Origin of the sequence: Actinopolymorpha singaporensis (assembly GCF_900104745.1) — a bacterium.
Classification (GTDB): Bacteria; Actinomycetota; Actinomycetes; order Propionibacteriales; family Actinopolymorphaceae; genus Actinopolymorpha; species Actinopolymorpha singaporensis.
Map to the genome: position 1 here is coordinate 1,669,073 of NZ_LT629732.1, position 24,462 is coordinate 1,693,534.

23 protein-coding genes are annotated in these 24,462 nt (G+C 66.7%); 12 read left to right on the forward strand and 11 right to left on the reverse strand.

Features of this window, described 5'->3' with window-relative positions; translation table 11 throughout:
• Positions 1 to 283 precede the first annotated feature (283 nt).
• Both BLU27_RS07595 and BLU27_RS07600 read left to right on the forward strand, forming a co-directional pair.
• Positions 284 to 871 (forward strand): GNAT family N-acetyltransferase, encoded by a 588-nt coding sequence (locus BLU27_RS07595; protein ID WP_092651890.1) that lies wholly within the window; start codon positions 284 to 286, stop codon positions 869 to 871.
• 385 nt (positions 872 to 1,256) lie between these two features.
• The gene (locus BLU27_RS07600) at positions 1,257 to 1,598 is read left to right on the forward strand and encodes a hypothetical protein (protein ID WP_092651892.1); all 342 of its coding nucleotides are present in this window, start codon (positions 1,257 to 1,259) and stop codon (positions 1,596 to 1,598) included.
• A 272-nt stretch (positions 1,599 to 1,870) separates the two neighbouring features.
• Here BLU27_RS07600 and BLU27_RS07605 read toward each other — a convergent pair whose 3' ends face one another.
• Complete coding sequence (locus tag BLU27_RS07605; protein ID WP_092651894.1) at positions 1,871 to 2,455, reverse strand: methyltransferase family protein; 585 nt, start codon at positions 2,453 to 2,455, stop codon at positions 1,871 to 1,873.
• Between the two features lie 511 nt (positions 2,456 to 2,966).
• Positions 2,967 to 3,374, reverse strand: a complete 408-nt coding sequence (locus BLU27_RS07610; RefSeq protein ID WP_241827839.1) for a nuclear transport factor 2 family protein — start codon at positions 3,372 to 3,374, stop codon at positions 2,967 to 2,969.
• A 581-nt stretch (positions 3,375 to 3,955) separates the two neighbouring features.
• Between BLU27_RS07610 and BLU27_RS07615 the strand changes: the two genes are divergently transcribed.
• The 4 genes from BLU27_RS07615 (at position 3,956) to BLU27_RS29815 (ending at position 8,136) form a co-directional block, all read left to right on the forward strand.
• Positions 3,956 to 4,981, forward strand: coding sequence for a zinc-binding alcohol dehydrogenase family protein (locus tag BLU27_RS07615; protein ID WP_092651896.1), 1,026 nt, complete (start codon positions 3,956 to 3,958; stop codon positions 4,979 to 4,981).
• A 666-nt stretch (positions 4,982 to 5,647) separates the two neighbouring features.
• Entirely contained in the window at positions 5,648 to 6,943 is a 1,296-nt protein-coding gene (locus tag BLU27_RS07620) for an O-antigen ligase family protein (RefSeq protein ID WP_092651898.1), read from the forward strand.
• Positions 6,944 to 7,123: 180 nt separating this feature from the next.
• A complete protein-coding gene (locus tag BLU27_RS29810) occupies positions 7,124 to 7,795 on the forward strand; it encodes a tyrosine-type recombinase/integrase (protein WP_206744641.1) in 672 nt (223 codons plus the stop codon).
• Entirely contained in the window at positions 7,762 to 8,136 is a 375-nt protein-coding gene (locus tag BLU27_RS29815; RefSeq protein ID WP_197681730.1) for a tyrosine-type recombinase/integrase, read from the forward strand. The genes BLU27_RS29810 and BLU27_RS29815 overlap by 34 nt, the downstream gene beginning before the upstream one ends.
• Positions 8,137 to 8,434: 298 nt before the next feature.
• Here BLU27_RS29815 and BLU27_RS28855 read toward each other — a convergent pair whose 3' ends face one another.
• From BLU27_RS28855 to BLU27_RS07655, 7 genes are all read right to left on the reverse strand, one after another.
• The gene (locus BLU27_RS28855) at positions 8,435 to 8,833 is read right to left on the reverse strand and encodes a hypothetical protein (protein ID WP_157728294.1); all 399 of its coding nucleotides are present in this window, start codon (positions 8,831 to 8,833) and stop codon (positions 8,435 to 8,437) included.
• 250 nt (positions 8,834 to 9,083) lie between these two features.
• On the reverse strand, positions 9,084 to 9,281 hold the full coding sequence (locus BLU27_RS07630) for a hypothetical protein (RefSeq protein WP_092651900.1): 198 nt from the start codon (positions 9,279 to 9,281) through the stop codon (positions 9,084 to 9,086).
• Between the two features lie 8 nt (positions 9,282 to 9,289).
• Complete coding sequence (locus tag BLU27_RS07635; protein WP_092651902.1) at positions 9,290 to 9,868, reverse strand: YcxB family protein; 579 nt, start codon at positions 9,866 to 9,868, stop codon at positions 9,290 to 9,292.
• 248 nt (positions 9,869 to 10,116) lie between these two features.
• A complete protein-coding gene (locus tag BLU27_RS07640) occupies positions 10,117 to 10,473 on the reverse strand; it encodes a DoxX family protein (RefSeq protein WP_092651904.1) in 357 nt (118 codons plus the stop codon).
• 147 nt (positions 10,474 to 10,620) lie between these two features.
• On the reverse strand, positions 10,621 to 11,109 hold the full coding sequence (locus BLU27_RS07645) for a hypothetical protein (RefSeq protein ID WP_157728295.1): 489 nt from the start codon (positions 11,107 to 11,109) through the stop codon (positions 10,621 to 10,623).
• Complete coding sequence (locus BLU27_RS07650) at positions 11,106 to 11,609, reverse strand: RNA polymerase sigma factor (RefSeq protein WP_241827840.1); 504 nt, start codon at positions 11,607 to 11,609, stop codon at positions 11,106 to 11,108. The genes BLU27_RS07645 and BLU27_RS07650 overlap by 4 nt, the downstream gene beginning before the upstream one ends.
• Positions 11,606 to 12,496, reverse strand: coding sequence for an alpha/beta fold hydrolase (locus tag BLU27_RS07655; protein ID WP_157728296.1), 891 nt, complete (start codon positions 12,494 to 12,496; stop codon positions 11,606 to 11,608). The genes BLU27_RS07650 and BLU27_RS07655 overlap by 4 nt, the downstream gene beginning before the upstream one ends.
• Before the next feature lie 766 nt (positions 12,497 to 13,262).
• Between BLU27_RS07655 and BLU27_RS31150 the strand changes: the two genes are divergently transcribed.
• Positions 13,263 to 13,577, forward strand: a complete 315-nt coding sequence (locus tag BLU27_RS31150; RefSeq protein WP_197681731.1) for a DoxX family protein — start codon at positions 13,263 to 13,265, stop codon at positions 13,575 to 13,577.
• A 1,191-nt stretch (positions 13,578 to 14,768) separates the two neighbouring features.
• On the opposite strand, the gene BLU27_RS07665 is transcribed toward BLU27_RS31150, so the two are convergent.
• Complete coding sequence (locus BLU27_RS07665; protein ID WP_157728297.1) at positions 14,769 to 15,737, reverse strand: CapA family protein; 969 nt, start codon at positions 15,735 to 15,737, stop codon at positions 14,769 to 14,771.
• A gap of 1,407 nt (positions 15,738 to 17,144) precedes the next feature.
• Here BLU27_RS07665 and BLU27_RS07670 point away from each other — a divergent pair.
• A complete protein-coding gene (locus tag BLU27_RS07670; protein WP_157728298.1) occupies positions 17,145 to 19,187 on the forward strand; it encodes an acyltransferase family protein in 2,043 nt (680 codons plus the stop codon).
• A 451-nt stretch (positions 19,188 to 19,638) separates the two neighbouring features.
• On the opposite strand, the gene BLU27_RS07675 is transcribed toward BLU27_RS07670, so the two are convergent.
• Positions 19,639 to 20,283, reverse strand: a complete 645-nt coding sequence (locus BLU27_RS07675) for a GNAT family N-acetyltransferase (protein ID WP_157728300.1) — start codon at positions 20,281 to 20,283, stop codon at positions 19,639 to 19,641.
• Between the two features lie 774 nt (positions 20,284 to 21,057).
• On the opposite strand from BLU27_RS07675, the gene BLU27_RS07680 reads away from it, so the two are divergent.
• The 4 genes from BLU27_RS07680 to nicT all read left to right on the forward strand — a co-directional run bounded on the left by BLU27_RS07680 (position 21,058) and on the right by nicT (position 24,118).
• Positions 21,058 to 21,423, forward strand: coding sequence for a helix-turn-helix domain-containing protein (locus BLU27_RS07680; RefSeq protein WP_092651916.1), 366 nt, complete (start codon positions 21,058 to 21,060; stop codon positions 21,421 to 21,423).
• Positions 21,424 to 22,016: 593 nt separating this feature from the next.
• Positions 22,017 to 22,640: a superoxide dismutase gene (locus tag BLU27_RS07685; RefSeq protein ID WP_092651918.1), complete on the forward strand. Its 624-nt coding sequence runs from the start codon at positions 22,017 to 22,019 to the stop codon at positions 22,638 to 22,640.
• On the forward strand, positions 22,637 to 22,930 hold the full coding sequence (locus BLU27_RS07690) for a hypothetical protein (RefSeq protein ID WP_092651920.1): 294 nt from the start codon (positions 22,637 to 22,639) through the stop codon (positions 22,928 to 22,930). The genes BLU27_RS07685 and BLU27_RS07690 overlap by 4 nt, the downstream gene beginning before the upstream one ends.
• A gap of 60 nt (positions 22,931 to 22,990) precedes the next feature.
• Entirely contained in the window at positions 22,991 to 24,118 is a 1,128-nt protein-coding gene (nicT, locus tag BLU27_RS07695) for a HoxN/HupN/NixA family nickel/cobalt transporter (RefSeq protein ID WP_479683693.1), read from the forward strand.
• The last annotated feature ends 344 nt before the right edge of the window (positions 24,119 to 24,462 follow it).

Genomic DNA, 24,462 nt, shown 5'->3' on the forward strand with positions numbered 1-24,462 from the left:
GCTGTGGGAGTTGAGCGTCACCGAGCAGAGATACCGCGCCGTCTGGAGGTCAGGGGACCCCGGTGACCGAGGTGGCCGACCGCTACGGAGTCAGCCGTCAGGGTGTTCATGGTCCGGCTGCGAGCAGCTTCAGTACGTCTGCTGAACGCCGGTGGGTCAGCGGTGGCGTCAATTCGGCCTGCGCGTGGGAGCTGGGCGCCGTTTCGCGGTCTCCTCAAGCCAGAGCCTGGCAACGTGAGATACCGGACGCTGAACGTCCGCGATCCGGTGTACGTTCCCGGGCATGTCCGACTTCACGATCAAGGCGCTCACGGCGGAGACGTTCGACGACTTCGCCGCTCTCGTCGAGCGGAACAAGGGCATGTTCGCAGGCTGCTGGTGCACGAAGTTCCATCCCGACTGCGCGGAGAAGGGCCAGAGCGCCGAGGGGAACCGGGCGCTCAAGCAACGTCTGGTGGCCGAAGGGATCGCGCACGCCGCGCTGGTCTACGACGGCGACCGGGCCGTCGCCTGGGCGGAGTACGGATCACCCGAGGAGCTGCCCAACATCCATCACCGCAAGGAGTACGTCGCCACTGCCGAGCGACTGCCCGACTACCGGGTCACCTGCATCCTGGTCGAGCGCGGCCTTCGCGGTCAGGGCCTGGCGGCGATCGCCCTGCGCGGCGCCGTCGAGCTGATCGCGCAGGCCGGCGGCGGCCTGGTCGAGGGCTACCCGCACGACACCGGCGGGGTCCGGAAGAAGAACTCGTCGTTCCTCTACAACGGCACCCGGACGATGTACGAGCGCGAGGGCTTCACCTACGACCGGCCCAAGGGCCAGGGCAACTGCGTGATGGTGCGCGAGGTGGCCCCGAACATGCGCGACTGAACCCGTCCAGCGCTCCACACGGAGACGCCGACTGCCCGGCACGCCGCCGCCTCTGCGAGTGGCTCGGCTTCTCCACGATTTATGGCGGGCTCTCGCGACTGATCCGCAAGCCGTACGGCCTTCGGTCCGCTCGGCCCAGCGCGGACGGCAATCGGCCGAGGGACTGCAGATTGGCGTAGCCACAGCTGAGCGCTGAGATGGACTCTCCGACCGTCCGCTTCCGAATCCGCAGGTCAGTGGTGGTGGGCAGGGGCGGGGTCGAACCACCGACCCTCCGCTTTTCAGGCGCGCACATCGTCGCAGGTCAGGAGGGGTGCCGGGCACTTCGTGCGGTCTCCGTGCAACATCTGTCACCGCCTCTCCTCCATCTGTAGGGTGTCCGTCCATGAGCATCGGTGATGTCAGCTTCGTTGTCGGACCACTGGGAGCCATGGTGGTCGCACCGCTGGCGATCATTGCCCTGGTTGTCCGGCAGCCGAGGCGGGCCGCATGGCTGGGCGCACCGCTCATGGCCGTCCTCGTCGTCTCGTGGGTGGGATTCTGGTACGTCTGGGGCAAGGCTTTCGACTACGCCGATGCGAACAAGCCGGTGCCAACTGCGGTCGACTCGACCTCGAACGCCTTCGCTGGGATCTGCGCGCTTGCCTGCGTCGCGCTCGTGGTTACCGCGTTGACCACGCTCCGGTCCGTGCGCCGCGTAGACGGTCTTCCGCGACTCAGTGCTTGACCAGGATCGACCGAGGCAGTTTCGCGGCGTTCCCGCTCGGGCCAGCTCGCTCAGCGCGCCGGATCCCGTCGATGAGGTGTCGCCCGTCGCGCGAAGGCCTCTCTTCATGTCGATCACGACACGCAACAACCCCGCCAGCCAGCCGGACTCGACTTCGCAACACGCCCTAGAAGTATGCAGACGGCCTTACGAACCGCCAACGCACGGATCTGCGTATGAGAGGTTGTTCCTGCGGACGCCAGTCTGGGTCGCGTTGCGGCTCGCCCTGCTCGTCACCAGACGAAGGGGAGAAGACGGGCACGGTGCCTGGCGAAGTCGCGGTACCCGTCTCCCAACGCGTTGATCATGGTGCGCTCCTCGCGCAGGAGCCGGTAGATGAGCGCAGTCAAGATCAGAAGGTAGGAAACGCAAGTGCCCGCCCAGTTGCCCATCATCAGACCGCAGCCGAGGAGCGCGGCGAGTAGGCCGGTGTAACTGGGGTGCCTCAGGAGTCGATACGGCCCGTCGCTGACGATGAGTTGGTCGGGTGAGGTCTTGACCACGACGGTGAAGTACTTGCCCAAGGTGGCAAACGACCACCAGCGCAGCAGAAGACCGAGCCATCCCACCAGGGCGCCCAGGCCGAACACCGCGCGGCCGTCCAGCACCGCGCCCGGTACCAGGGTCTGGGCCAGCGGAAGCATCAGGATGCCCGCGAAGAAGAACACCCGGAACACGACTTCGCTGCGCAGATCCGCCCCGGACGCGCCCCGGCGCCGTTTCACCGCCTGCGAGATCTCACCGATCGCGAACGCCGCGACGCTGATGCCGAACACCACCCGCGCCCAGGCGTCCTGCTGGATGTACGGCGTCGTCACCAAAGCAGTGTCTCAGTCTCCATGGTGCCGTCGGCGCCGTCACCGGAAAGTGACAGCTCATGCCGCAACGAGGTCGTACTCCGCCTCACTCAGTTGGCATGTAGGCTTCGGTCGTCGCGTAGTGGATCACTGCCGCCGTCGCCTCGGTCGGCGTCGGGCTGCGACCGCCACGCCATCAACCGCCCCGGCCGCCCTGCGGGCGGCGCTGGGACGCCGTCCTCGGACTCAACCGGGCGCACAAGCGAAGGCCCTCCAGAGTCCATGGCTCGGCTCGCAAGTAACTTGACCCCGCTTTCCTCGCACGTCAGTCTCCGGCATCCACTCCACGCGTCAAGAGCGCCCTACCGGCGTCGCTCCGCGATCTTCGACCCTGGACCCGCTCCGCTCCGGCCTTCAATCTGGCTGGTTGCGAGGTCGACGGGGAACAGTGGTCCGCGACCATCTTCGACTCCAAGGCTGCGGCTCAGGACGGCCCCAGCGCCCTATATCGGTAGTCATAATTCGCGCATGTTCATCGGTCGCGGTCCGGGATCAGCTCAGCCAGCGCTGCTCGCGAGGCAGGCGCCGGGAAAGGGTCGGCAAAGTACTGGGTCTCGTGCGTGACAAGATCGCCGGTGAGTTCCATGACGCTGACCGAGTAGGTGGGTACGCCTTCATAGGTGATCACGCACTCGCTCACCCACAGGTCGCCGCCGCCGCGGATCCGCAGGACAGTGAAGTGTCGTTCAGCCGGGTGCCCGCCGCGCTGCGCCTGGATCTTTGCCCGTCCCCTGAAGCGCTCCCCGGACTGCGGGTAGTCCAGGATCGCATCTTCGGCGTAGATCACGTGTTCAGTATCGATGTCCCCGCGTTCAGAAGCTGTCCAGTGCTGCTCCAGCCGGGCCCGGGCCCTGGCGTCACGATCCATGGCGCTGTTCACCTACACCAGGCTGGTTCGCCAGCACGACTTCGTAATCTTGGGTCACTGGTCAACATGGCGTCGCCGACACCAACACCGCGCCAATCCAGCCAGTACCACCGACGAGAGGCAGCAGGGCCGTAGGGCCGCGAAGTCCACCTGCCAGATGAGCGGTAGCGAGCTCACTGTCGCCCCAATCATGAAGATCAAGCTTGCTCTGTCCCATTGCCCTTGCCTTCCTTACATGCCGCGCACAGCCTGTAACCAGCCCGGCCGAGGCCCGCTGCCCCGTCGTCGTTGATGGCAGCGAGCTCCTACGGTGTGGCCCCGGCACCCACTGTTTACTCCCCGTTCCCCACGGGCCGAACACTGACTGAGGGCTTGAGTGAGAGCCAGCCGGCAGGCCGCCGCCGGCGCGTTGTTCGACGTGGGCGAGCTCGGCCGACCCTGGCCTGGATAGGTGAGGCTACTGGCGAGGGAGGGTGGGCCAGGTACTGCTTCCCTCGGGTAAGTAGTCTCCCTTGCGGGTAACTGCATCCTCGCGGATAGCGTCTCCGCAACGGGCTGGCACGGTGCACGGTCCGTGGAGAGGAAAGCACCCGATGGCCGATCAGCCGCAGACGATGCCCGCCGTCGTCAACCGCGCCGGAGGCCCCGTCGACAACCCCGACAGCCTGGTCGACGCACTCGTGCCCGCACCGGCTGCACCCACCGGGCATGACCTGCTCGTCGAGGTGCGCGCGGTGTCGGTGAACCCTGTGGATGTGAAGGTGCGCGCTTCCGGCAACCGGGCGCGGAAGGACCGCATTCTCGGGTGGGACGCCTCCGGCGTCGTTCTCGCCGCAGGCCCCGAGACGAACCTGTTCCGTGTCGGTGAGGAGGTCTACTACGCCGGAAGCCTCGACCGGCCCGGCTCCAACGCCTCCCGCCAGCTCGTGGACGAGCGCATCGTCGGCAGCAAACCGACCTCCCTCAGCCACGTGGAAGCGGCGGCGCTTCCGCTGACCGGGATCACCGCATGGGAGGCGCTGTTCGACAAGCTCCGCCTGACCACCGAGTCGACCGGCACCCTCCTGGTGCTGGGAGCAGCGGGCGGGGTCGGCTCCATCCTTATCCAGCTCACCAAGGTCCTCACCGGTGTGAAGGTCATCGCCGCCGCGTCCCGCCCAGAGTCCCGTGCCTGGGCTGAGCAGCTCGGCGCCGACGTTGTGGTCGACCACTCCGACCCCGACCTCGCCCGCCGCATCCTCGATGCCGCGCCCGGCGGCGTCGACTATGTGTTCAGCGCGCATAGCAGGGGACGGATCCCGCTGTTCGCGGAGGTGTTGCGTCCCTTCGGACAGATCGTCGCGATCGACGACGAACGCGACCTGGACTTCTACGCCCTGAAGGACAAGAGCATCTCCTGGCACTGGGAGTTCATGTTCACCCGCCCCCGCCACTCCTGGGACCTCACTGCCCAGCATGACCTGCTGGACCGCATCGCCGAACTGGTCGACGACGGCCGTATCCGCACGACTCTCACGCGGACCCTCGCGCCGCTCGACGCGACACGACTGCGCGAAGCCCACAGGATTGTGGAGACCGGCCACACGATCGGGAAGGTCGTCGTTGCCGCCGAGGAATAGCAGTCTGGTGCGCGTAGATCACGACCTGCTCGATGTCTTGTGTGTCGACCTGCTGAAGAACCGACAAGCTGTTGACCTGCGGAGATGTGGTGGGCAGGGGCGGGGTCGAACCGCCGACCTTCCGCTTTCAGGTCGAGGGAGATCGCGAACGGGGGTCTTCGCGCTCGTCATGATCTTGGTCGGGTGCGTCCTGACCGGCATCGAGCGGGTCTGTTGGCGTCACCGTTGGCGTCTGAGCCCGCGCCGATCCGATCAGCCGAGCCGGCCCTCGGCGAGACGGCTCCTCGAGGACGGTGAAGTCGGCGGGTGCGGCAACCCCCGTATTTGCCCAGCAATACGGGGCATAGGTGTCGGCATGAATCGCGCCCCTGTTGTTCTGCACGTCTCCGCCGTGAGCTGCGCCCCCGACAGAGAAGACATCGCCTCCGGGCCGACGGAATACGCTCCGGTCCGCTTGTCCTTCCCGCGATCGCCCCGTCCGGTGAAGCGTACGGCTGACCCACAGCGGGGCGGGTCAGCCGGCCGTCTCGGGGGTGCGCAGATCGGTGGTGCTCGGTGACGGCGGTCGACGCGAAGCCCTCGGGCGTTCGGCCGGTCCGCTGGCTTGGGCGATGGACGCCACGAGCGCTGTGGGCGCCGCGGGCGGGCCGGCTGCGGATTTTGCTCATGCTGGTGCTGCTGGCCGCCGCGATGCCGCTGCGGATCCCGCTCCCTTGGCCGGTCGTCGGATCGGTCATCGGCTCGGTGTCGATCCTCGATCTGCTGCTCCTCGTCGCTGCTGCCAGCCTCGTCCCGAACCTCCTGCGGCGGCGCCTCAACCTCGGCTACCGCACACTCGCGATGGCCCTCGCGATCCCGCCACTGGTCGCCGCGCTGTCGCTGCTGTGGAGCCAGGACCGGGCCGAGTCGCTGCGCACCACGCTCATCTCTGTCGAGGCGTTCATCGCGTACCTGTTCATCACCCGCGAGCTCGAAGGGCTGTCCGCCGAGCGGGTCGTGGCATACCTCGGGCGGTATGCCTGGCTGGTGCTCGTGCCGGCCGTGCTCCTGATGCTGCACGTACCGGGCTTCGGGCCGTACGGATCCGACTACCACACCGGGTACGCCGTCTCCTACTACGCCCGGCTCTCCCACCCGGTGCTGGGTGGGTCGAACAATCTCGCCACCGTGCTCGCGATCCTCGTTCCGCCGCTGCTGTACTGGGGCCACAGCCGCCGAGACTGGCGCGCCACCCTGGCCGGTCTGATCGCGGCAATGGGCGTCGTCTGCACTCTCTCGCGTGGTGTGCTCGCTGCATCGGTGATCGCGGGCGTCGGATACCTGGCCCTGCTTCCGATCAGTCGCCGACCCTGGGCTCGGCGACGCCCGGTGCCCGGCAAGGTGCTCGGCAAAGTGCTCATCGGGACCTTGAGCCTCTCCGCCGGGGCGGTCGCGCTCTACAGGTTCAACCCGCCGACGCATGAGTACATCAGCGGCCGCCTGTCGCCGGACAGCATCCTGAAGCGCGTCGAGTTGTACTCGGAGGCTTCCGAGAAGATCGGCGCACGCCCCTTCCTCGGGTACGGTGCGGGCGTCATCCCCTACGGCGACCCGGTGAACCCCGTCGACGTACACAACACGTATGTGCAGCAGGCGCTGTCGTTCGGGCTGCCGCTGGGCGTGATCGTCGGCGTCGCGATCGCCGGCCTTCCGCTCTTCTTCCTCCTGCGCCGCCGGGTGCATCCGCTGGCCGGGCCGCTCGGGTACGCGGTTCTGGTCGAGGTGGTGACGTTCGCGTTCGAGTCCAGCTACGAGGGCACCGTCCTGCGAGTCCTCTTCTATCTCCTCCTGGCTATGCTCGCCGGCCTGTTGCGAGCCGCCACGATTGAGAGCACGGCCACAAGGTCCGGCCCCGATGGGCGTAGCCGCTCAGCCCGAACGACGGCCCGCTCCCGGTCGGTGTCGGTCTTCCCCTCGGCATGACCCAGTGAGTCACCCGGGGCCGGGCGCGGTCGAGCATCACGCCCGGCCCGTTCGACATCACCGGGAGCACTATGGCTGCTCCCACTGAGCTTGCGCCTAGCCGCAAGCGTCGCGCCAACGGCAACGGCACCCGTTTATCAGCGCAGCGACGGACGCTGGGTGGCGCGGGCGTACGTGCTCATGCCAGACGGCACGACTGCCAGGCGTGACTACTACGCCACCAGCGAGAAGGCCGCGAACCGCAAACTCGTTGAGGCGATGTCCAGGTCGCATCAGGGGATCCCGGCGGAGGCCACGGGCTGGACTGTCGAGCGGTTCCTGCTCTACTGGCTCGAACACGTCGTCCGGCCCGCGCGTAAGCCGAAGACCCATCAGGGCTATGGCGTCGTGGTGCGCGTGCACCTGATCCCGCAGCTGGGGCGGAAGAAGCTGCACCGGCTGACCGGTGTCGACGTCCGGCAGTTCCTGGCCAGGCTTCGCAACACCTGTCTGTGCTGCCTGCACGGTGTCGACGGCCGACGGCCTGTGGGGGAGCGGAAGTGCTGCGCGATCGGACGGTGTTGTGAGCGGGTCCCGTCGGCCCGCTTGGTCCAGCAGGTGCACTCGGTATTGCGGAACGCGCTGCAGGCCGCCGTCGGGGAAGAACTGCCGGCGCGGAAGGTCGCGAAGCTCGTCCAGGTGTCCGCCCCCACGTATGAAGTGAACCGCGGAGTCGGCGTTGCCGAGGCGAGGGCCTGCTCGAGGTGCGCCCGGAGCCTGCAACGGGTCGACGGTCACCTCCAGGCGGTGACCCCAGGAGCAGAACCTCGCGACGGACGGTGCCGCTGGTCGGAGTCTGCGTCGACGCGCTGAAGGACCACCGGGAGCGGCAGGCCAGGGAACGGCAGCTCGCGGGGGAGACCTGGGTGGAGTCCGGGCACGTGTTCACAAGCAGGACCGGGACGCCGGTGGAGCCGGACAACCTGCGGCGCAGCTGGTACCCGATCCGGGAGGCGGCCGGGCTGGACGCGGTCCGTTTCCACGACCTGCGGCACAGCTGCGTGACGTTGCTCCTGGAGCTCGGTACGCCGCCGCACATTGTCCGGGACATCGTGGGCCACTCCGACATCGACGTCACGATGACGATCTACGCGCACGCGTCGTTGGAGGAGAAGCGGGCAGCGCTGAGGAGGCTCGATGAGCGACTCCAATAACGCCCGCGGACGCTGTTGGCGTCAGCGCTGGCGTCATTCCGACCAGCGCGGGTTCACGTCGAAAGTGAATCCGCAGGTCAGAGGTGGTGGGCAGGGGCGGGGTCGAACCGCCGACCTTCCGCTTTTCAGGGCCACGGACCCACGTTCACCGGCCTCCGCCGGGGAACGTCTGCGCAGATCAAGCGCGATCGGCGACCGCCGCTGATCATCGGCGGACGTAAGCGAATGAGACCACGTCAAGGACCAGGAGTCGACAATCCAAGCCATCGCGGCCGGGACAGGGTTGATCTTGGCGTCGTCATTCTGCCGCTGGACGATGGCGTGCTCGACTAATGGCCGGACGAAGCCATAGGTAGGTATGCGGGGCATCGCGTATCTGCCGCGCGTTGCCCAGTTCGCTGCGCGCGGGACCGCACTCCAGCTCGGACAGCTCGCCGGCGGTGATGTCGACTGAGACTTCCGGGCTCGTGCACCAGTCGATACGGAGCCGGACGTGGTGGGTTCCCGGAGTCAACGTCACAGTGGTCGACTCGCCTCGTCGCACCCTTCCGACCTGGACCCCGTCGACCAGGATCCGATACGCGCGCCACTTGTCCCGCCACTTGGCGGGCTCGCGTGCCACGCGCAGCGCTCCGATCCCGCTGGGGGTGCCGTCGGCACGACCATCCTCCGAGCCACCTTGCAGCTGATCGTTCACGGCTCTTCTCCTCGCTCACCGGAGGGCTCATCGGCACGACGGCGCGGTGACGATAGCGAACGGGTCTGGTCCCGCAGATGCGGGGGAACCACCCAACGCGGCCGGTTGAACCAGATGACCGCGATCCCGGTCCACGCGCTCCCCGTCACGCCGACGAGCAACACCAGCAGCAGGACCGCGAATGCCTCTGGCGGCCGTTGGTGCGCCCCTTTCAGGTGGCTGGTCGCACGGAGCCCGCCCACCACCACGATCAGGATGCCAGCAGGTAGTGGAACACCGCGAAGGTCGGCATGCTCGCCTCGAACCCCGCCCGGAACCCGTCGGTAAACGGGACCCCTCGCGTCTGGTCGCCGGGGGCGATCTGCTGCCGCCAGCTCCGTACGCCGAGCCTGACCAGCGCGGTACCTGCCGTGAGGCAGTACGCCGCAGCCAGGCACACGACGACCATGGGTTGCCTCACCGCCTCGCCGGTCGGTGGCAGTGGGTTTCGAGCAAGGTCCGCAGCGGCGAGGGATCGCCCGCCGCCGGTAGCCCGCGCTTCGGTAGCACGAGTACCACGGCACCAGGCCGCTCGGACGCGCACAGAACAAACGATCGTTCTGTCTCGACGACCTGCGGGTACTGGGACCATGCGGCTGTTTCGCTCCGACTGGCGCTGGTGAGACGTAACCCGACGTCATCGACGACGGCTCGAATGGGCTCGGACAGACCGGGATTCCCGCTCATGATCAGGCGTGCCTGCCAGCGGTAGGGCCAGCGAGCGGCGACGAGGAGCCGGAACAGGAGCAAGCCGAGGCCGGTGGCGCCGAGCGCCACCGCGGCGAAGGCTGTGATGTCACCCGCCGAGATGGACCGAAAGCCGCCAGATGCGACGAGCCCATGGAGAATTCCGTCTAGTGCGGCGACGATTAGTACCGGGAGCAACCAGGGACGCCGGGCGCGGCGCCGATGGGCGAGGAAGCCGTCAAGCACGTCGTCCTCGGTGAGTGTGTAGCTGAGTTCGACCGGGCCCACGGTGACCTGCTCGGATGACATGGGAGGGCAGTGTATTCACTACGCATGTCTGGCCGCGGCCATCGCGGCGGTCGGGGCCGCGTATGCCAGGATCTGCGCCACGACAGCGCGTCGGGGCTCGCTGTTGTTGTGGAGCTCATTGGATGTAACTGCCAAAACGAGACTCGGGCGGCTTAAGCAGCACGTCCATGCCACGCACCCTTCTGCTTGTCTCACGCGTCAACCCTGACGCGAGGGACCGTTGCACCCGAGGTCCGCGCGGTGCTGAGTTACCAAAAGCCGCGGTAGCCGAGGTGCACGGCCAGGGCGGCGGACTCGGTGGCGAAGAAGACCGCCCAGCCGACGAGCTTCCGGGAGCCTACCCGCCGGTGGGCGATGAGCGCGCCGATGAAGTACAGCTCCAGACCAACTGCGGCGAGCAGCCCCAGCAGTGGCACCGCGAACCCGGCCACCAGGCCCACGGCTCCGGCCGCCAGCAGGCTGCCCAACTTCGGTCCCCACGAGAGTGGCAGCCGCTTCATCGCCATTTGCGCCTTGGGGTAGTCGTGGCCGATCAGGTAGGTGACGGCGGCGCTGCCGGTGAAGACGGCGGCCAGGATGGTCACCGTGACGTAGGCGATGAACATGGTCTCCCTTTCCGGGGACGCTGGGAGTTATCTGAGACGGCGCCTTCGCAGGTCGCGACGGCAGCGCCGTCGCACTCCGGGTGTCCGCTGAGGGGGACCCCACACCTTCGGCGGCGCGACCCCATATCCGTTGGACCTTCTGCAGTACTACTGGGGCTCCTGCGCACGCGCGGAGGCTCGCCTCGCCATTCGGTGGATCACCCTGGAGCCCGCGGAAGCACCGAGGGCGTGTGACAACGGGTGGAGGAGGCGGGCGCCGGGTACGCGAAGCGTCCCCATGAACGCGAACCTTGTCCGGTCCGCCTCGGCCGCGGCCGCCATTCCTCCCAGCAGGAACCGGCTCTGCATCCAGCACCATCCCGGCCGGAGCACGACATCGAACCGGGCTCGCTGCCCGAAGCGTCCTCGTGCCAAGGCCTCCAGCCGTTCTCCGTCCGCCCGGGTGATTCGCATGGTGCGGACGTCGGTGAGCAGCCGCGGGAATTCGTTTTCGAGGTCGGCGGCGACCGCCCAGACCTCGTCGAAGGACAGGGGTAGGACGTCTTCGGCGTACACCGCGCCGGGGATGACCGCTGCCATGACGCGCAGGCGGCGTACGGGGTCGAGGTCGGCCTCGGGCCAGATCGTGTCGGTCATCTCCATGCCTTCCGGAAGCTGAGCCGCGCCCTGTGCAGCCGGGACTTCACCGTCCCGGTCGATATCTCCAGCAGTTCGCCCACGGCCCGTTCGCCGTGACCCTCCAGATCACGAAGCACGAGGACCGCGCGGTGCTCTGGTGACAGTCGGCACAGGACATCGCGGACGTCCGCGGCCAGGAGGGGATCGCCGGGCTGTGGCACGTCGTCCAGGTCAGTGGCGCGGGTGTGCTGCGAGCGTCGCGCCATCCGTATCGCCTCGCGAATCGCGATCGACCGAGCCCACCCGAAGACCGCTGCGGGATCGCGCAGCCCCCGGATGCCACGAAAGATCGCGATGAGCGCTTCTTGTGCGGCGTCGGGCCCGTCATCCAGTGCGATCGGGCCGCAGATCCGGCCGACGTAGGGGGCCAGCAGGTCGAGCAGATCGTGCATGGCCATGCGGTCGCCCCGCTGGGCGGCCCGGACCAGAGCGGCGGCGTGCTCGGAGTCGCCGTTCACCCGACCGGTTCCTGCGCGTGCGCGAATCCGGCGGACAGCGACCTGATCGCGTCCGCGACGAGGCCGGGCTGCTCATCGGCGAGGTAGTGGCCGCCCGGAACGACGCGAACAACCAGATCGGTGGCGTGCCGTTCGCCTCCTGCCAGTGCCTCGGGCGACATGGCGAAGTCGTCTGTGCCGAAGAGGAGTGTCGTCGGCACGGTCAGCCGGAGCGCACGGTGGCGGCCGATGAGGAGCCGTGGGATGTCCCGCAAGACGTACTGCCAGTGCAGCGCCCGGCCCGCATGGGCCCGCGCCCGCGCTCGTACGGACTCAGTGAACTCGTCGAGGTCGGCACGTCGCCACACATCCGGGTTGGTCACTCCTCTGCGAAGGATGTATCTGGTGAACGTGGGCCAGTGTCGCAGCAGCGCGCCGCCGATCACCGGATACTCCCACGGGATCGTGTACCACTGCCGCCAGGCGTGCCGAATGAGGCGCCGATGCTCCGGCCACGGATGGATCATGCTGAGCGCGAGGAAGCGGTCGAAGCGTTCGGGTGCCCGGATACAGGCCATGAAGCCGACCCACGCCCCCCACTCATGGCCGACCAGAAGCACTCGGTCCAGTCCCAGCGCATCCATCAGCGCCAGCACGTCGTCTGCTCGGGTGCCGGTGTCATAGCCCCGGTATGGGGCGTCGGACCATCCGAAACCCCGGAAGTCGGGCATGATCAGCCGGTGACGGCCGGCCAGCAGCGGGACTACGTGCCGCCACGCGTACCAGTGCTGCGGGAACCCATGGAGGAACAGAACCGGCGTTCCCTCCGCCGGACCCGCTTCGGCCACGTGGAAGCGCACCCCGCCCGCTTCGACAAACCGGTGCTCCACTCCTTCGACATACGGCATCGCTCGCATCCGCGCTCTCTTCCCTACGGCTACCGACTCGATGAATCACTTCATCCCTAAGGAGGCGCCGATCCACCTGAACGTTCCCGCCGATTTCGAGCTCGGCTCGTACCGAGCGCTCCGAGCCGCTCCTGAGCAACAACCCCGGAGGTCGCTGTGTCATCCGGGGTCATTGTTCACTTGGGCCGATCACCTGCCCAGGTTTCCTTCAGGTGGTCGGCCAGCTCACAGCATCTTCTGACTTGATGCAGGTCACAGACCGCTTGGGGCGCTGTCGCTGCGGCACGTAGATTCAGGCGGTGCTCTGGTACTGGCTCGCAATCACGCGGCTCGTCGCGAGCGCGATCAGTGATGTGGCAGCCGGAGTCCAGGACAGAAGTAGCCGGCGGCGCCACGGCCGGACGAGATTGCCGCCGTAACCAGTCGGGCCTCATTTCGTTAGTACAGCTAGCGTCGGTGCTGTGGAGGCCTGGCCGATGGTCGCCCCCGCTGATGGCCCGACCGAGCGCTTACCGACGCCGCCCGCGTTCCTACGCCCCCTGGGAACGCGGGGTCACTCTGCCGCCCAGCGGGCGGGTACCCCGGACCTGGGGCGCCGCTCGCGGGCGGCGGGTGACGCTGACCACCGGCCGTGGCCGGATGAGCGGACGCATGTGAGCGGCGGACCGTCCACGTGCAGGCCCGCGACCTTCCGAGCTCGCAAAGGAGTGTGCCGCGCGTTCGCCGCCTACATCGTCGTCACTGTCGTGGCCGCCATTGCTTTCGCGTGCGCAGCCGCCATGAACTTCACCCACCACAGATCGGTCACCGAAACCGCGGAGCGCCTGGGCATTCCGGTGTCCTGGCAGGTACCGCTCGTCTGCTGCTCGGAGCAGGCTCGGTCGGTCTGATCGCCGGCTTCGGCGTACCGGCACTCGGCACCGCCGCGGCAAGCGGCTTGGTCTTGTACTTCCTGTGTGCGGCCGGTGCACACGTCAGAGGTCGCGATACTCGGGTGGCAAGCTGGATCAACTGGTCGATCTTCTTCGGCTTGGCCGTCGCCGCACTTGCGGTGGGTTTAGCTCACCGCGGCGCGGTGTGATCCTTATCGGGAGAAGACGCGCTGGTGCGAGAAGCAGGCCCGGCTGCTCCCTGCGGGTTCCCGAGCCATGCTCGGCGGGATGCCTACTTCGACGCGATGACAGGACACGGCGTGCTGTCCAACCTCCGTAGAGGAACGCCGACGAACCCGGACACGACTCGGCTCTCGTGCATCCCTCTTGCTGGAACGGTGCCTTGGACGGCCCGATCGGTATGAAGGTCGGATCGAGAACGTCTGTCCAAGTGCGGCGAGCCTCAGGGACGGTCGCCCTTGGTAGACGAGTCAGCCCGCTACTTGCGCTGCGCTCTTGGCGGCGGTCTGGACTGGTTGGACGTAATTGCCATAACGATGCTCAGGCACGCTGAGCAGCACGTTCGCGGACGGGATACACGCCGTCAGGTTGCTCGTAGCCGAGGTGGCGACAAAGGTGTGTCCGCGTGTGGGGTGCTTGCCGGCATGCTTCCGAAGCGGAGCCTCACAGGGCCGCTGACCAGGCACGATGCCGTGGCCGGTCTCAGTTTCAGGGCTTGCTGGTCTCAGCTGCGACGGCTCCCGACAGCCATCTGTCGGGAGCCTCTAAGCCGCTGACCTGGGGGAATGTGGTGGGCAGGGGCGGGGTCGAACCGCCGACCTTCCGCCTTTCAGGGCCACGGACCCACGTTCACCACTCGCCGCCCAAGTACGTCTGCGCAGGTCAGCGCTATCCGCGGCCGGCGCCGACCACCGGCGAACGAGTGCGAATGAGACCAAGTCTGAGACCAGCACCCAACCGGATTCCACCTGTACTGAGTTGAGACGACCGCCTTGCGGCACCTGCACGAGTCATGAGTGGGCGGCGGAGGAGCTCCGCCTGCGTCACCGCGAGCAGTCGCTGGTCGTCAGCCTTGGACCTGTTGGACGTAATCGCCAGAACAGGCCTCAAGCGGTGAGCAGAGGAACGTTCCGTTGGCGGTGCTTGGCCCACGAGCTGCGGTGTCGGCGGGCCGCAACCTGTCCGTCACAGCGCACCATCACCTCCTGCGGGGAGGCGGTGCCCGACTGAGGAACCAGCGTTGTTCAGTCGGGCGCTCTGTTGTCGTGGTCGCCGCCGCTTCCGCAAGGGACGCGGACTCCCCGTCGCTCGGGGGATGGCGATCCTTCGAAGAACCGATGCCGTCGTATCGAAGCGCAACGGCCACAAAGCTGGGTGGCTCACTCCGGAGGTGCGGGCGCGGCCGCCAGGTCGGTGCAGGAGCGAAGGTCGGCGAAGTCCTTCCGCATCTCCTCCGCCTTGTCGCCGTCGGCGAAGTGCGGCAGCCCGTTCGAACGGATCATGGCCGGTGACCAACGTGCCGCCGTCACCCTACGCCCCTTCATGGTCAAAGTGAGCACGCCGGTGGTCGACGTAGTCGTCGTGGTCTGGTTCGGCCACACGAAGTTGCCCAGGCCGTAGCCGACGTAGGTCCGGCCCAGCCACCCTGCGCCTAGCAACATGTGCGCGTGGGTGCCGATCACGACGTCGGCGCCGGCGTCGGCGAGCCTTCGGGCGAGGTCCTCCTGCTTGTTGGTCGGACACTGGTTCAGCTCCTCGCCCCAGTGCAGGTAGACGACCACGACGTCGCTGGTGCGTCGGGCCTGCCTGACCGCGGCGATCAGCCGCTGCGGGTCCACCGCGGACGCGACACCGGCCCGGCCCTCACCAGCGGGGAAGTTACGTGACGTCGGATCGTTGACCTGGGTGGCACCGATCACCGCCACCGACGTTCCCTTGATCCTCACCACGTGCGGCCCGAACGCCTGCGCGGCGTCCTGGCCGATACCGACGACCGCGAGCGGAGCGTCGTTGATCGCCGCGAGCGTGTCCGAAAGCCCGTCCGTCCCGAAGTCGACGCCGTGGTTGTTGCCCATGCTCGCCACGTCGACCCCGGCCGCCGCGAGCGCCTCGAACGCAGCTGGCGGCGCGCGGAAGGTGAACTCCTTGTCCTCGGGTTCACCGCGCGTCGTGATGGCCGTCTCGAGGTTCACGACGGTGAGGTCAGCGGCGGCGAGCTCGGATCGAATTGGCTCCAAGGCGCTCTCGGGATCGTCGAGCCGCTGGCGCAGCACACTCTCCCACCGGATGTCGCCCGCGAAGGCGAGCGTGAACGTCGCGTTGTTCTTCGCCTCGTTTTTCGGTGCCACCCGTGCGCGGTCCGACCTGTTTGTCGGACCATTCGACGGGTCTGGTGTCGACATTTCTGTCGCGCCCGCGGGAGTGACGTGGGGCGTGGAGGTGGGCGAGGCGACGTCTTTGCCTGCAATGCCACACGCCGACGCGCAACACACCAGGGCGAGGAGGAGCAGCAGAATTCTTTTAAATGCTCGAGGCATATCGCCAAACTAGTGGCGAGGGATGCACCGATCAGGAAAGTCCGCCGCAGTTGGATTTGCGCCCGATCCAAATAGAACCGGCCGGATTCGACGTCCCGCAATACCGCTCGCCAGAAAATGCGTCTCGCCATATTGCGGCGACGAAATCCATGCGCAGGAATGTGTCCGAGGAAAAGGGTCGTCCGCCGGTGCCCGACGGCCGCCTGCGATACCAGGTCAGCGACCAGACGGGCCGGGTCAGCATGGACACAAGAATCAGGGGTAGAGCTGCGGAACTGGAGAAACTATCAGGTCTTCTGCGCGTAGGTTCGCCAGATCCAGTGGAGCCCGTTATCATTTACGGGATGTCAGGAGGTGGAAAAGACCAGCATTGCTACGTGGCGACGTCCTGGCGACCGTCCGCCTTCCGAAGCGGAGCCTCACAGGCCGCTGACTAGGCACGATGCAGTCGCCGGTCTCAGTGTCCAGGCCAGTTGGTCTCAATTACGACGGCTCGCGACGGTCATGTGCCGGGAGGCTCTCAGTCGCTGACCTGGGGGAATGTGGTGGGCAGGGGCGGGGTCGAACCGCCGACCTTCCGCTCTTCAGGGCCAAGCACCCACGTCCGCCGCCCACCGCCTGGATGCGTCTGCGCAGGTCAGCGTGGAGTCAACGGGGCGCTAGCGTGGGACACGAGGGGTAGATCCCTTTCGGTGAGCAGGACGGTTGGTCGCACTTCCATCCTGCCGTCGGGCGATCTACCCCTCCCTCACGCCCCGGCCACCGTCAACAACCTCATGAGCCGCAACATCTAGCCGCTCGTGTGCGGCTTGGGGGGGATTCGTCGCCGTAGAACAGGGGACGGCTGGACCACAGTTAGCGTCCTCGTGTCAGCCCGTCCACCCCCTCGCCACGAGCCCGGATTTGCCTCGGTTCCGTGGCATGGCCTTTCTTCGCTTCGGGCACGTTTCCTGGCGAGAGCATCCTTTCATACGCGGATCGAGTTACGCCCGTATGTGTCGTGCTAATCGGGGGAGGGACATTGGAGAGGTCGCCTTTGAGTACGCGGAACGTGGATTGGCGTCATAGTGAATTCTCATCGAAGACGGTGTACGTCCCGCGCTTCTATCGCGGTAGCTGCAGGCGTGGGTTAGGTGCACTGGACCGATCGTGATGGATTTGCATGGTCGTGCGTCCGTGTCCGGGTCCGGACGGTTGGCGGCGCCGGATGCTCACTCGGTGTCGCGGCTCGACATCCAAGGCTTGCGGGCGGTTGCCATCTTGTCGGTGCTCCTCTACCACATATTCCCTCGTCTGCTTCCGGGCGGCTTTCTTGGTGTGGACATCTTCTTCGTCATCTCCGGTTTCCTGATCACCGGAATTTTGACTCGTGAACTGCAGCGGACCGGGAGGATCCGGCTCGGACGGTTCTGGGCGCGCCGCGTCCGGCGCCTGTTGCCGATGGCGTCTTTGGTCACCGCACTGACCTTGGTCACGTCGATATTTGTGTACAGCCCACTACGCGTACCCGAGCTGGCTACTGACGCCCGCTGGGTGGCTTTGTATCTGCCGAACTACTGGTTCGCGGCGCGGCAAACCGACTACCTGGCCAACCAAGCACCACCGTCACCGTTTCAGCACTTCTGGTCGCTCGCGGTTGAAGAGCAGTACTACTTCTGTTGGCCCATCCTCATGCTCGCAGCCGTCCTGGCAGCGACAAGGATCCGATGCGCACCTGTCGCCAACCTCCGGCTACTCCTCCTCGGCTTGACCGCGATGATCACCGCCGTGTCGATGCTCGTGTCGTGGCAGCTGACCCAACCACATCAGCCGTGGGCGTTCTTCGGCCTACCGGCCCGCGCCTGGGAACTCTCGGCAGGTGGACTGCTCGCCATCACCATGCAGAAACCGCCGCGACTGTCCCGTGCCGTCGCCACTGCGAGCGTCGGCGCCGGCATTGTCCTTCTGACTGGGTCATTGATCTGGTTCTCTGCTGACCTGGTGTTCCCAGGATTGTGGCCGGTGATTCCGATTGCCGGGACGCTCCTCCTGCTGTGGGCAGGCAACGCACCACGGGCCAAGCTGCTGCATGTTCTGACGGAGAACAAGTCGAGCGTGTATGTCGGCACCATCTCCTACTCGTTGTACTTGTGGCACTGGCCGGTGCTGATCTTGTCCCGGGCACGCTTCGGCTTCGACCACGAAGTTGCGCTTGGTGCCGGCTGTATCGCCGTCTCGCTTGCCTTGTCCTGCGTGTCCTACCGATTTCTGGAGAACCCCGTCCGCCAGTCCGCGAGGCTGCGGCGTGTGGTCTGGCCGAACTACGCACTGCTGTTCGCCTCGACCACGACCGTGCTAGCAGCATGCACAGCGACCGCCAGCGTGTCGGCAACCCACGGCAGCGAGACCGTTCGACGACCCGAGAACAGTTCCGCACAGCCGCCCGGGCCAACCCCGCGCTCTGCCACGACGGTCTCTGCCAGCACCGTCCCCACCACGGTCCCTGCCACCACCCGGCCTAGCCTCGAGATCGCCAGGAAAGACCAGCCTGCTCTGGGCTTGTGTGGGGTCGCGTTTCATATCGCCACCCCACGTGTATGTCAGTACGGTGACCACAAGGCCTCCAAGTCGATGGTGCTGTTCGGTGACTCGCACGCAGCGCAGTGGTTCACTCCGATCAGCAGCTTTGCCCGGCAGCATGGCTACAAGATCTTCGTGATCCTCAAGTCGAGCTGCCCAGCCGCCAGTAACTACCGGTTTGTGAGCTACGCCGTGGGGCGGGAGTTCTACGAGTGCGAGTCCTGGGTGCGGCGATCAATTGGCCAGATCAACCATCTTCGGCCCGACATCATCGTCGTGAGCAACGCCACTCTTGGCTACACCGAGCCGATCGGCGGTCATTACCCCGACGCGTGGCACGACGGCCTCAGCCGAACCTTCGCCGCGCTCCCATCGGCCACCAAGAAGATTCTCATACTCGACACCCCGCGCTTCTTCGAGACCCCGCCCACGGAATGCCTGGCCGCACACTTGAACGATCCTGCTTCCTGTGGTGTCGACGTCACCAAAACGATCAGCCAAGGTGCGCGGTCTGCCGAGAAGGCCGCGGCGGAAGCGCATCAGGTCAACGTCGTGGACCCTGTCCCGTGGCTGTGCACCAAGACCTGCTACGGGATCGTTGGCGACATCATCATGTACGCCGACTCGAACCACATGACCAACACCTTCGCCAGCACGCTGTCACGGCGACTCGCCGTCCAACTCGGAAACTTGCTCCGTTAACATTACGACTGGTCCCTGAAAGTCGATGAAATAGCACTTGTCGTACGAGATTATGCCCGGAGCTTGGCTACCTCTCGTCTGTCAGAATGCCTCACCGTCGGTTCGAGATCGCCACAATTGCGGCGGCCCGGGCGTTGCGGTCGACGCGACGGAGCGAGAGTCGAATACAACACCGGGTCGGGCTGGAAGGTCGCGTCCGTACTGCCCAACGTCAACGGTGAGGACACTCCAGCCGGAGAGCGCATCGGGCAGAGAGGTTCGGCGGTGAGTCCCACGGATTCGGCGGCACGAGATACGACCTGTCCAGGCTGGCCGGCAAGGCGGTGAGGCTCCGCTTCCACATCAAGAAGGTCGACGGGGATCCGGAGACAGCCGAGGAATCCAGCTGGTATGTCGACATCCTCAAGATCGACACGTGCATCTGAGACGGACCCGTGGTGCCAACGCGTCGTTAGATGTGCCTGACGTCTTCTGACTCTGCACTGTTCGCAGGTTCGACGCGCGTCAGGCAGGTGGCGTCGTTCCAGATGTAGACAACCTCGTCGAGAAGCACACCTGAGTCGTCGAAGTGTCGCTGGCCGAGCAGGGTGCCGCCGATTCTTTCGTAGAAGGCGCGGGCGGGTGCGTTGACGGCGAGTACACCGATCGCCAGTCTCCGTCGTCCTCGCGAGACGAGGAACGTGGCCAGGTCTGCGAGCAGCGCCCGTCCGATCCCGCTGCGCTGTCGAGTGGTGTGCACATACAGCGAGTAGCATTCGCCGGTCGGGTGGGCGGCACGGTTCGCGTCGTCGAAGGGCCAGTCTGCCGGCGGCCCGCCCATGGCGATGCCGACGATCTCGCCGGCCGTGTCCTCGGCGACGCAGACGTACTCTTGCGGATCTTCGGCCGCTGCGATCTCGCGTAACGTCCGCTCCCACCCCTGGGTGGATGACTCGTACGTGCGCTCCAGCAGAAGATGTTCGGGGATCTGGCCACGGTGGGCGGTGCGGAACGTGTCGACGAACACCCGAGCCATCGCCGGAGCATCTGCCAAGGTCGCTGCTCGGACCTTGAACCCGCGACGCTCGCGCGCCTCACCCATCCGGTCGTCCGTCACAAGATCACATGATGGTCCGCAGACGCCCAGGCCGTCATCGAAACGGATCAACTCTTCCGGACCGCGACGCTTAGGTGTCGTGCCATGCATCTGCGCCGGTGCGCGGACGCATTGGACGCAATGGCCAGAACCCCTGGGCCGACCGTCCGCTTCCGAAGCGGAGCCTCACAGGCCGCTTACCAGGCGCGATGCCGCCGCTGGTCTCAGTTCCCGGGCCCGCTGGTCTCAGTTAGAACGGCTCCCGACAGACGTCTGCCGGGAGCCACTGAGTCGCTGACCTGGGGGATTGTGGTGGGCAGGGGCGGGGTCGAACCGCCGACCTTCCGCTTTTCAGGTCTGGGCAGATCGCGACCGGTGTGGTTGTCACGCTCGTCATGATCTTGGTCGGATGCTTCAGGGCCGGTGTTGAGCGGGTGTGTTGGCGTCAGGGTGGGCGTCAGGTCGGAGGCGCGACCTCTTCGTCCCGAAGCATGCCCATGATCGTCGGGTCCTGGCTCTTCATGCTCGTGGCAGCCTGCGTGCGGTGCATGGCTGTGCGGGGATGTCCGGTCAAATGCCGGTCGATTGTCACTCAGTTAGTCACTCACCGGAGACCAGCCCGGCTGGCCCGGTCTCGGAGGGTCTGCTTCATTCGTCGAACAGGTGTGCGACTCGGGGCGTATGCTGCTGCTCGGGCGGGAGGGCCGGCACCGACACTGGGCAGGGGATCGGCCGTATGGCCCTCCCCGCCCACCATCGGATTATGGAATCGGTATAGAAGTATCATTCCTCTCCATGACCGAGACCTCGCCGGATCCCCGGGACCGTGCCATCGCTCAGTTCCTCATGACGCTGTCCACTGCGGCGGCCGAGCTGGCCGCGGCGTTCACCGCCAGGCCGATGGAACAGCCGGACTTCAGGGACCGCCTGGTCGGTTCGATGCAGCGGCAGGTGGCCGCGCTCCTCGACGTCAACGGGGAGGAGGGAGTGTCTCCTCGTCAGATCACCGAGATGCTCGGCCGCACGGACGACGGCAACGTGCGCAACACCCTCAACCGGTTGCGCGAGCTCGGTGTCGCGGAGTTGGTGCCGGGTTCGTCGTGGCCGCAGATGTGGCGGCCCACGGCGCTCTACCGGAAGGACTCGCCCGAAGCCGAGTGATTGCCGGTCGGAGCTCGGTGCAGATGACTGATGCGATCGATGGGCCCGCATCCGGTGGGGCGAGGTCGGCAGGCTTGATGGGCGTGCGGACTTGGGCGGAGAGGTTGGCACTCCCTTGTCTGCGGCGGCCGGTGCACTTGAAAAGCGCTACCGAGGGACCCCTCGCGGTCATTGGTTCGAATCCCATGCCCTCCGCCCTGATCTGGCACTTAGCCGTCCTGACCTGCGGAAACGTGGTTCTGGTACGCCTTTTCGATCATGCTCGGCGAGGCTCGGTGTGGCTTGCTCTGTCCGGCCAGATCTCGGCGTTTGCGGGCCATAGGCGGGCCAGGGTCGGGCGTCGTGTCCGTAGGCGTGTGGCGTCCCACCGCGCTCTACCGGAAGGCCTCAGATGGTCCCGGCGACTAAGAGGGACGTCGCGTCGCTCGCTGGTCGAGCGGCGTTTCGGGTCCGGCGATGTAGCCGTTGCAGGTGCTTCCGCCACCTCATCCTGTCGCGGGTGCGATAGCTTGGCTATTGCGAGAGAGTTGCAACTAGCCTCGGATGGCCTGCCTGGCGCTGGTGCCGGAGTGGGCCGGGATGAAGGAGTGCACGTGAGCGACTACACCCTTCCTGACCTGCCCTACGACTACAGCGCTCTGGAGCCGCACATCTCCGGGCAGATCATGGAGCTGCACCACTCCAAGCACCACCAGGCCTATGTGACCGGCGCCAACACCGCACTGGAGCAGCTCGCCGACGCGCGGGACAAGGACGCGCTCACGCCGGTGAACCTGTACGAGAAGAACCTCGCGTTCAACCTGGCCGGGCATGTCAACCACTCGGTCTTCTGGCCCAACATGTCACCCGATGGTGGTGACCGGCCCGACGGTGAGCTCGCGGCCGCGATCGAGGAGTACTTCGGTTCGTTCGACGGCTTCCGCGCCCACTTCACCGCCAACGCCACCAACCTGCAGGGGTCGGGCTGGTCGATCCTGGCGTGGGACAGCCTCGGTCAGCGGCTGATCATCGAGCAGCTGTATGACCACCAGGGCAACCTTGCACCCGGGTCGGTTCCGCTGCTGATGCTCGACATGTGGGAGCACGCCTACTACCTGCAGTACCGCAACACCAAGGCCGACTATGTGACCGCCTGGTGGAACATCGCCAACTGGGCCGACGTCACACAACGGTTCGAGGCCGCCCGCAGCCAGACACCGGGACTGATCACCCGATGACCGGCACCCCGGGACCGCGGGACCGTCCAGCCGGCAATCCTGACCTCGCCGGTCTCGTCGATGCCGCGCAGCGTGCCGCCGGGGTGTTGGCGGCCCGGCATCGCCACGATCCCGAAGGTGTCGCCGCGTTGATGAACACCTTCCCTAACGACCGGGCGCTGGCCGGCGGGTCACTTCTTCTCGCCGAGATCGCCCTCGGGCTCTACCGGCAGCAGACAGGCCAGTCCATGGACGAGTGCGTGCACGAACTCGCCACCCAACTCGAGAACGCCGTCACCGGCCCTCCCTAGCCGGCGACCTGGGACCTGACCGCTCCTGTCCACTTCAACGCTCGCTCCAACCGAGGATTCATGGCCACTCAGACGCAAACGACGGACGCTTCGGCCCGACCTGGCCTTCGGAAGGCCTTCACCCCTGGTGAGTGGGGGTCGCTCGGCGGGATGGCCGGCTTCATCCTGCTCCTGCACGTCCTCGGGTGGGGGGTGCTGCTCCTGGCGGTGGCGCCCCGGGAGTACCACCTGGGCGGCGCCGGAGTGCTCGGTGCCGGGGTGGGGCTGACCGCATACCTGCTTGGTGTGCGGCATGCGTTCGATGCCGACCACATCGCCTGCATCGACAACACCACCCGCAAGCTCGTCGGGGAGGGCAAGCGCTCGGTGAGTGCTGGGTTCTGGTTCTCCCTGGGCCATTCCTCGGTGGTGTTCGGTGCGAGCCTGTTGCTGTCGGTCGGGATCCGGTCGGTCGCCGGCGTGGTCCAAAACGACCAGTCCCAGGTCGGGCAGACACTCGGGCTGATCGGCACCATCGTCGCCGGCGCGTTCCTGTTGTTGATCGGCCTGATGAACCTGGTCGCGGTCGTCGGCATCGCCAAGGTGTTCCGCGGCATGCGTGCCGGACAGTTCGACGAGGCCGAGCTGGAGCGGCACCTGCACAACCGCGGCTTCCTCGCCCGGTTCCTCGGACGAGTCACCAAGCGGGTGTCCCAGCCCTGGCACCTGTATCCGGTGGGACTGCTCATGGGGCTCGGCTTCGACACCGCCACCCAGGTCGCCCTCCTGGTCCTCGCCGCCGGCTCCGCCGCCTTCGTGCTTCCCTGGTACGCCATCCTCGTGTTGCCGGTGCTGTTCGCCGCCGGCATGAGCCTGTTCGACACCGCGGACGGGGTGTTCATGTCCCGCGCCTACGGCTGGGCGTTTCTCAAACCGATCCGCAAGGTCTTCTACAACCTGACCGTCACCGTCTTGTCGGTCACCGTGGCACTGGTCATCGGTGCCCTGGTGCTGATCGGTCTCCTCGTGGACCGGCTGCACATCAAGACCGAGCCGCTGGCATGGCTGGCGTCCTTGGACCTGGAGTACGTGGGCTTCGGCATCGTCGGACTGTTCGTGCTCACCTGGGCCGCAGCCCTGACCGTCTGGAAGGTCGGCCGCATCGAACAACGATGGTCCGCCCGCACCCAGCCCAGTGAAAGCACGTGACCACCGCGCCGAGGCGGCGGCAACATCCGCGCCACAGGGCCGGAGGGTTTGGCCGGTGGCCTGGGTTGGTCCGGGAGAGTGGCGGCCCGTAGCCTCGTCCGGCGCGGTGGGCAGCTTGGCTGCCCGCCCGTAACCGCCCACCGTGGGCCGCCGCTCTTAGGGTCCCGGACCAAGCGAGGTGGCTAAAGCCTCCGGCCCGGCACCACCTACGACGTACTGTCTCCCGCGGAGCGGGAGTTGATGAGGGTCGCCAGTTCTTCTGGCGGCCCTCTTGTCGCGCCCAGCCGCGCCGGCCGACCGGGCGCCGAAGGCGCGGAGGGAGAGCCGGCGCCGTCAGGCGGGCG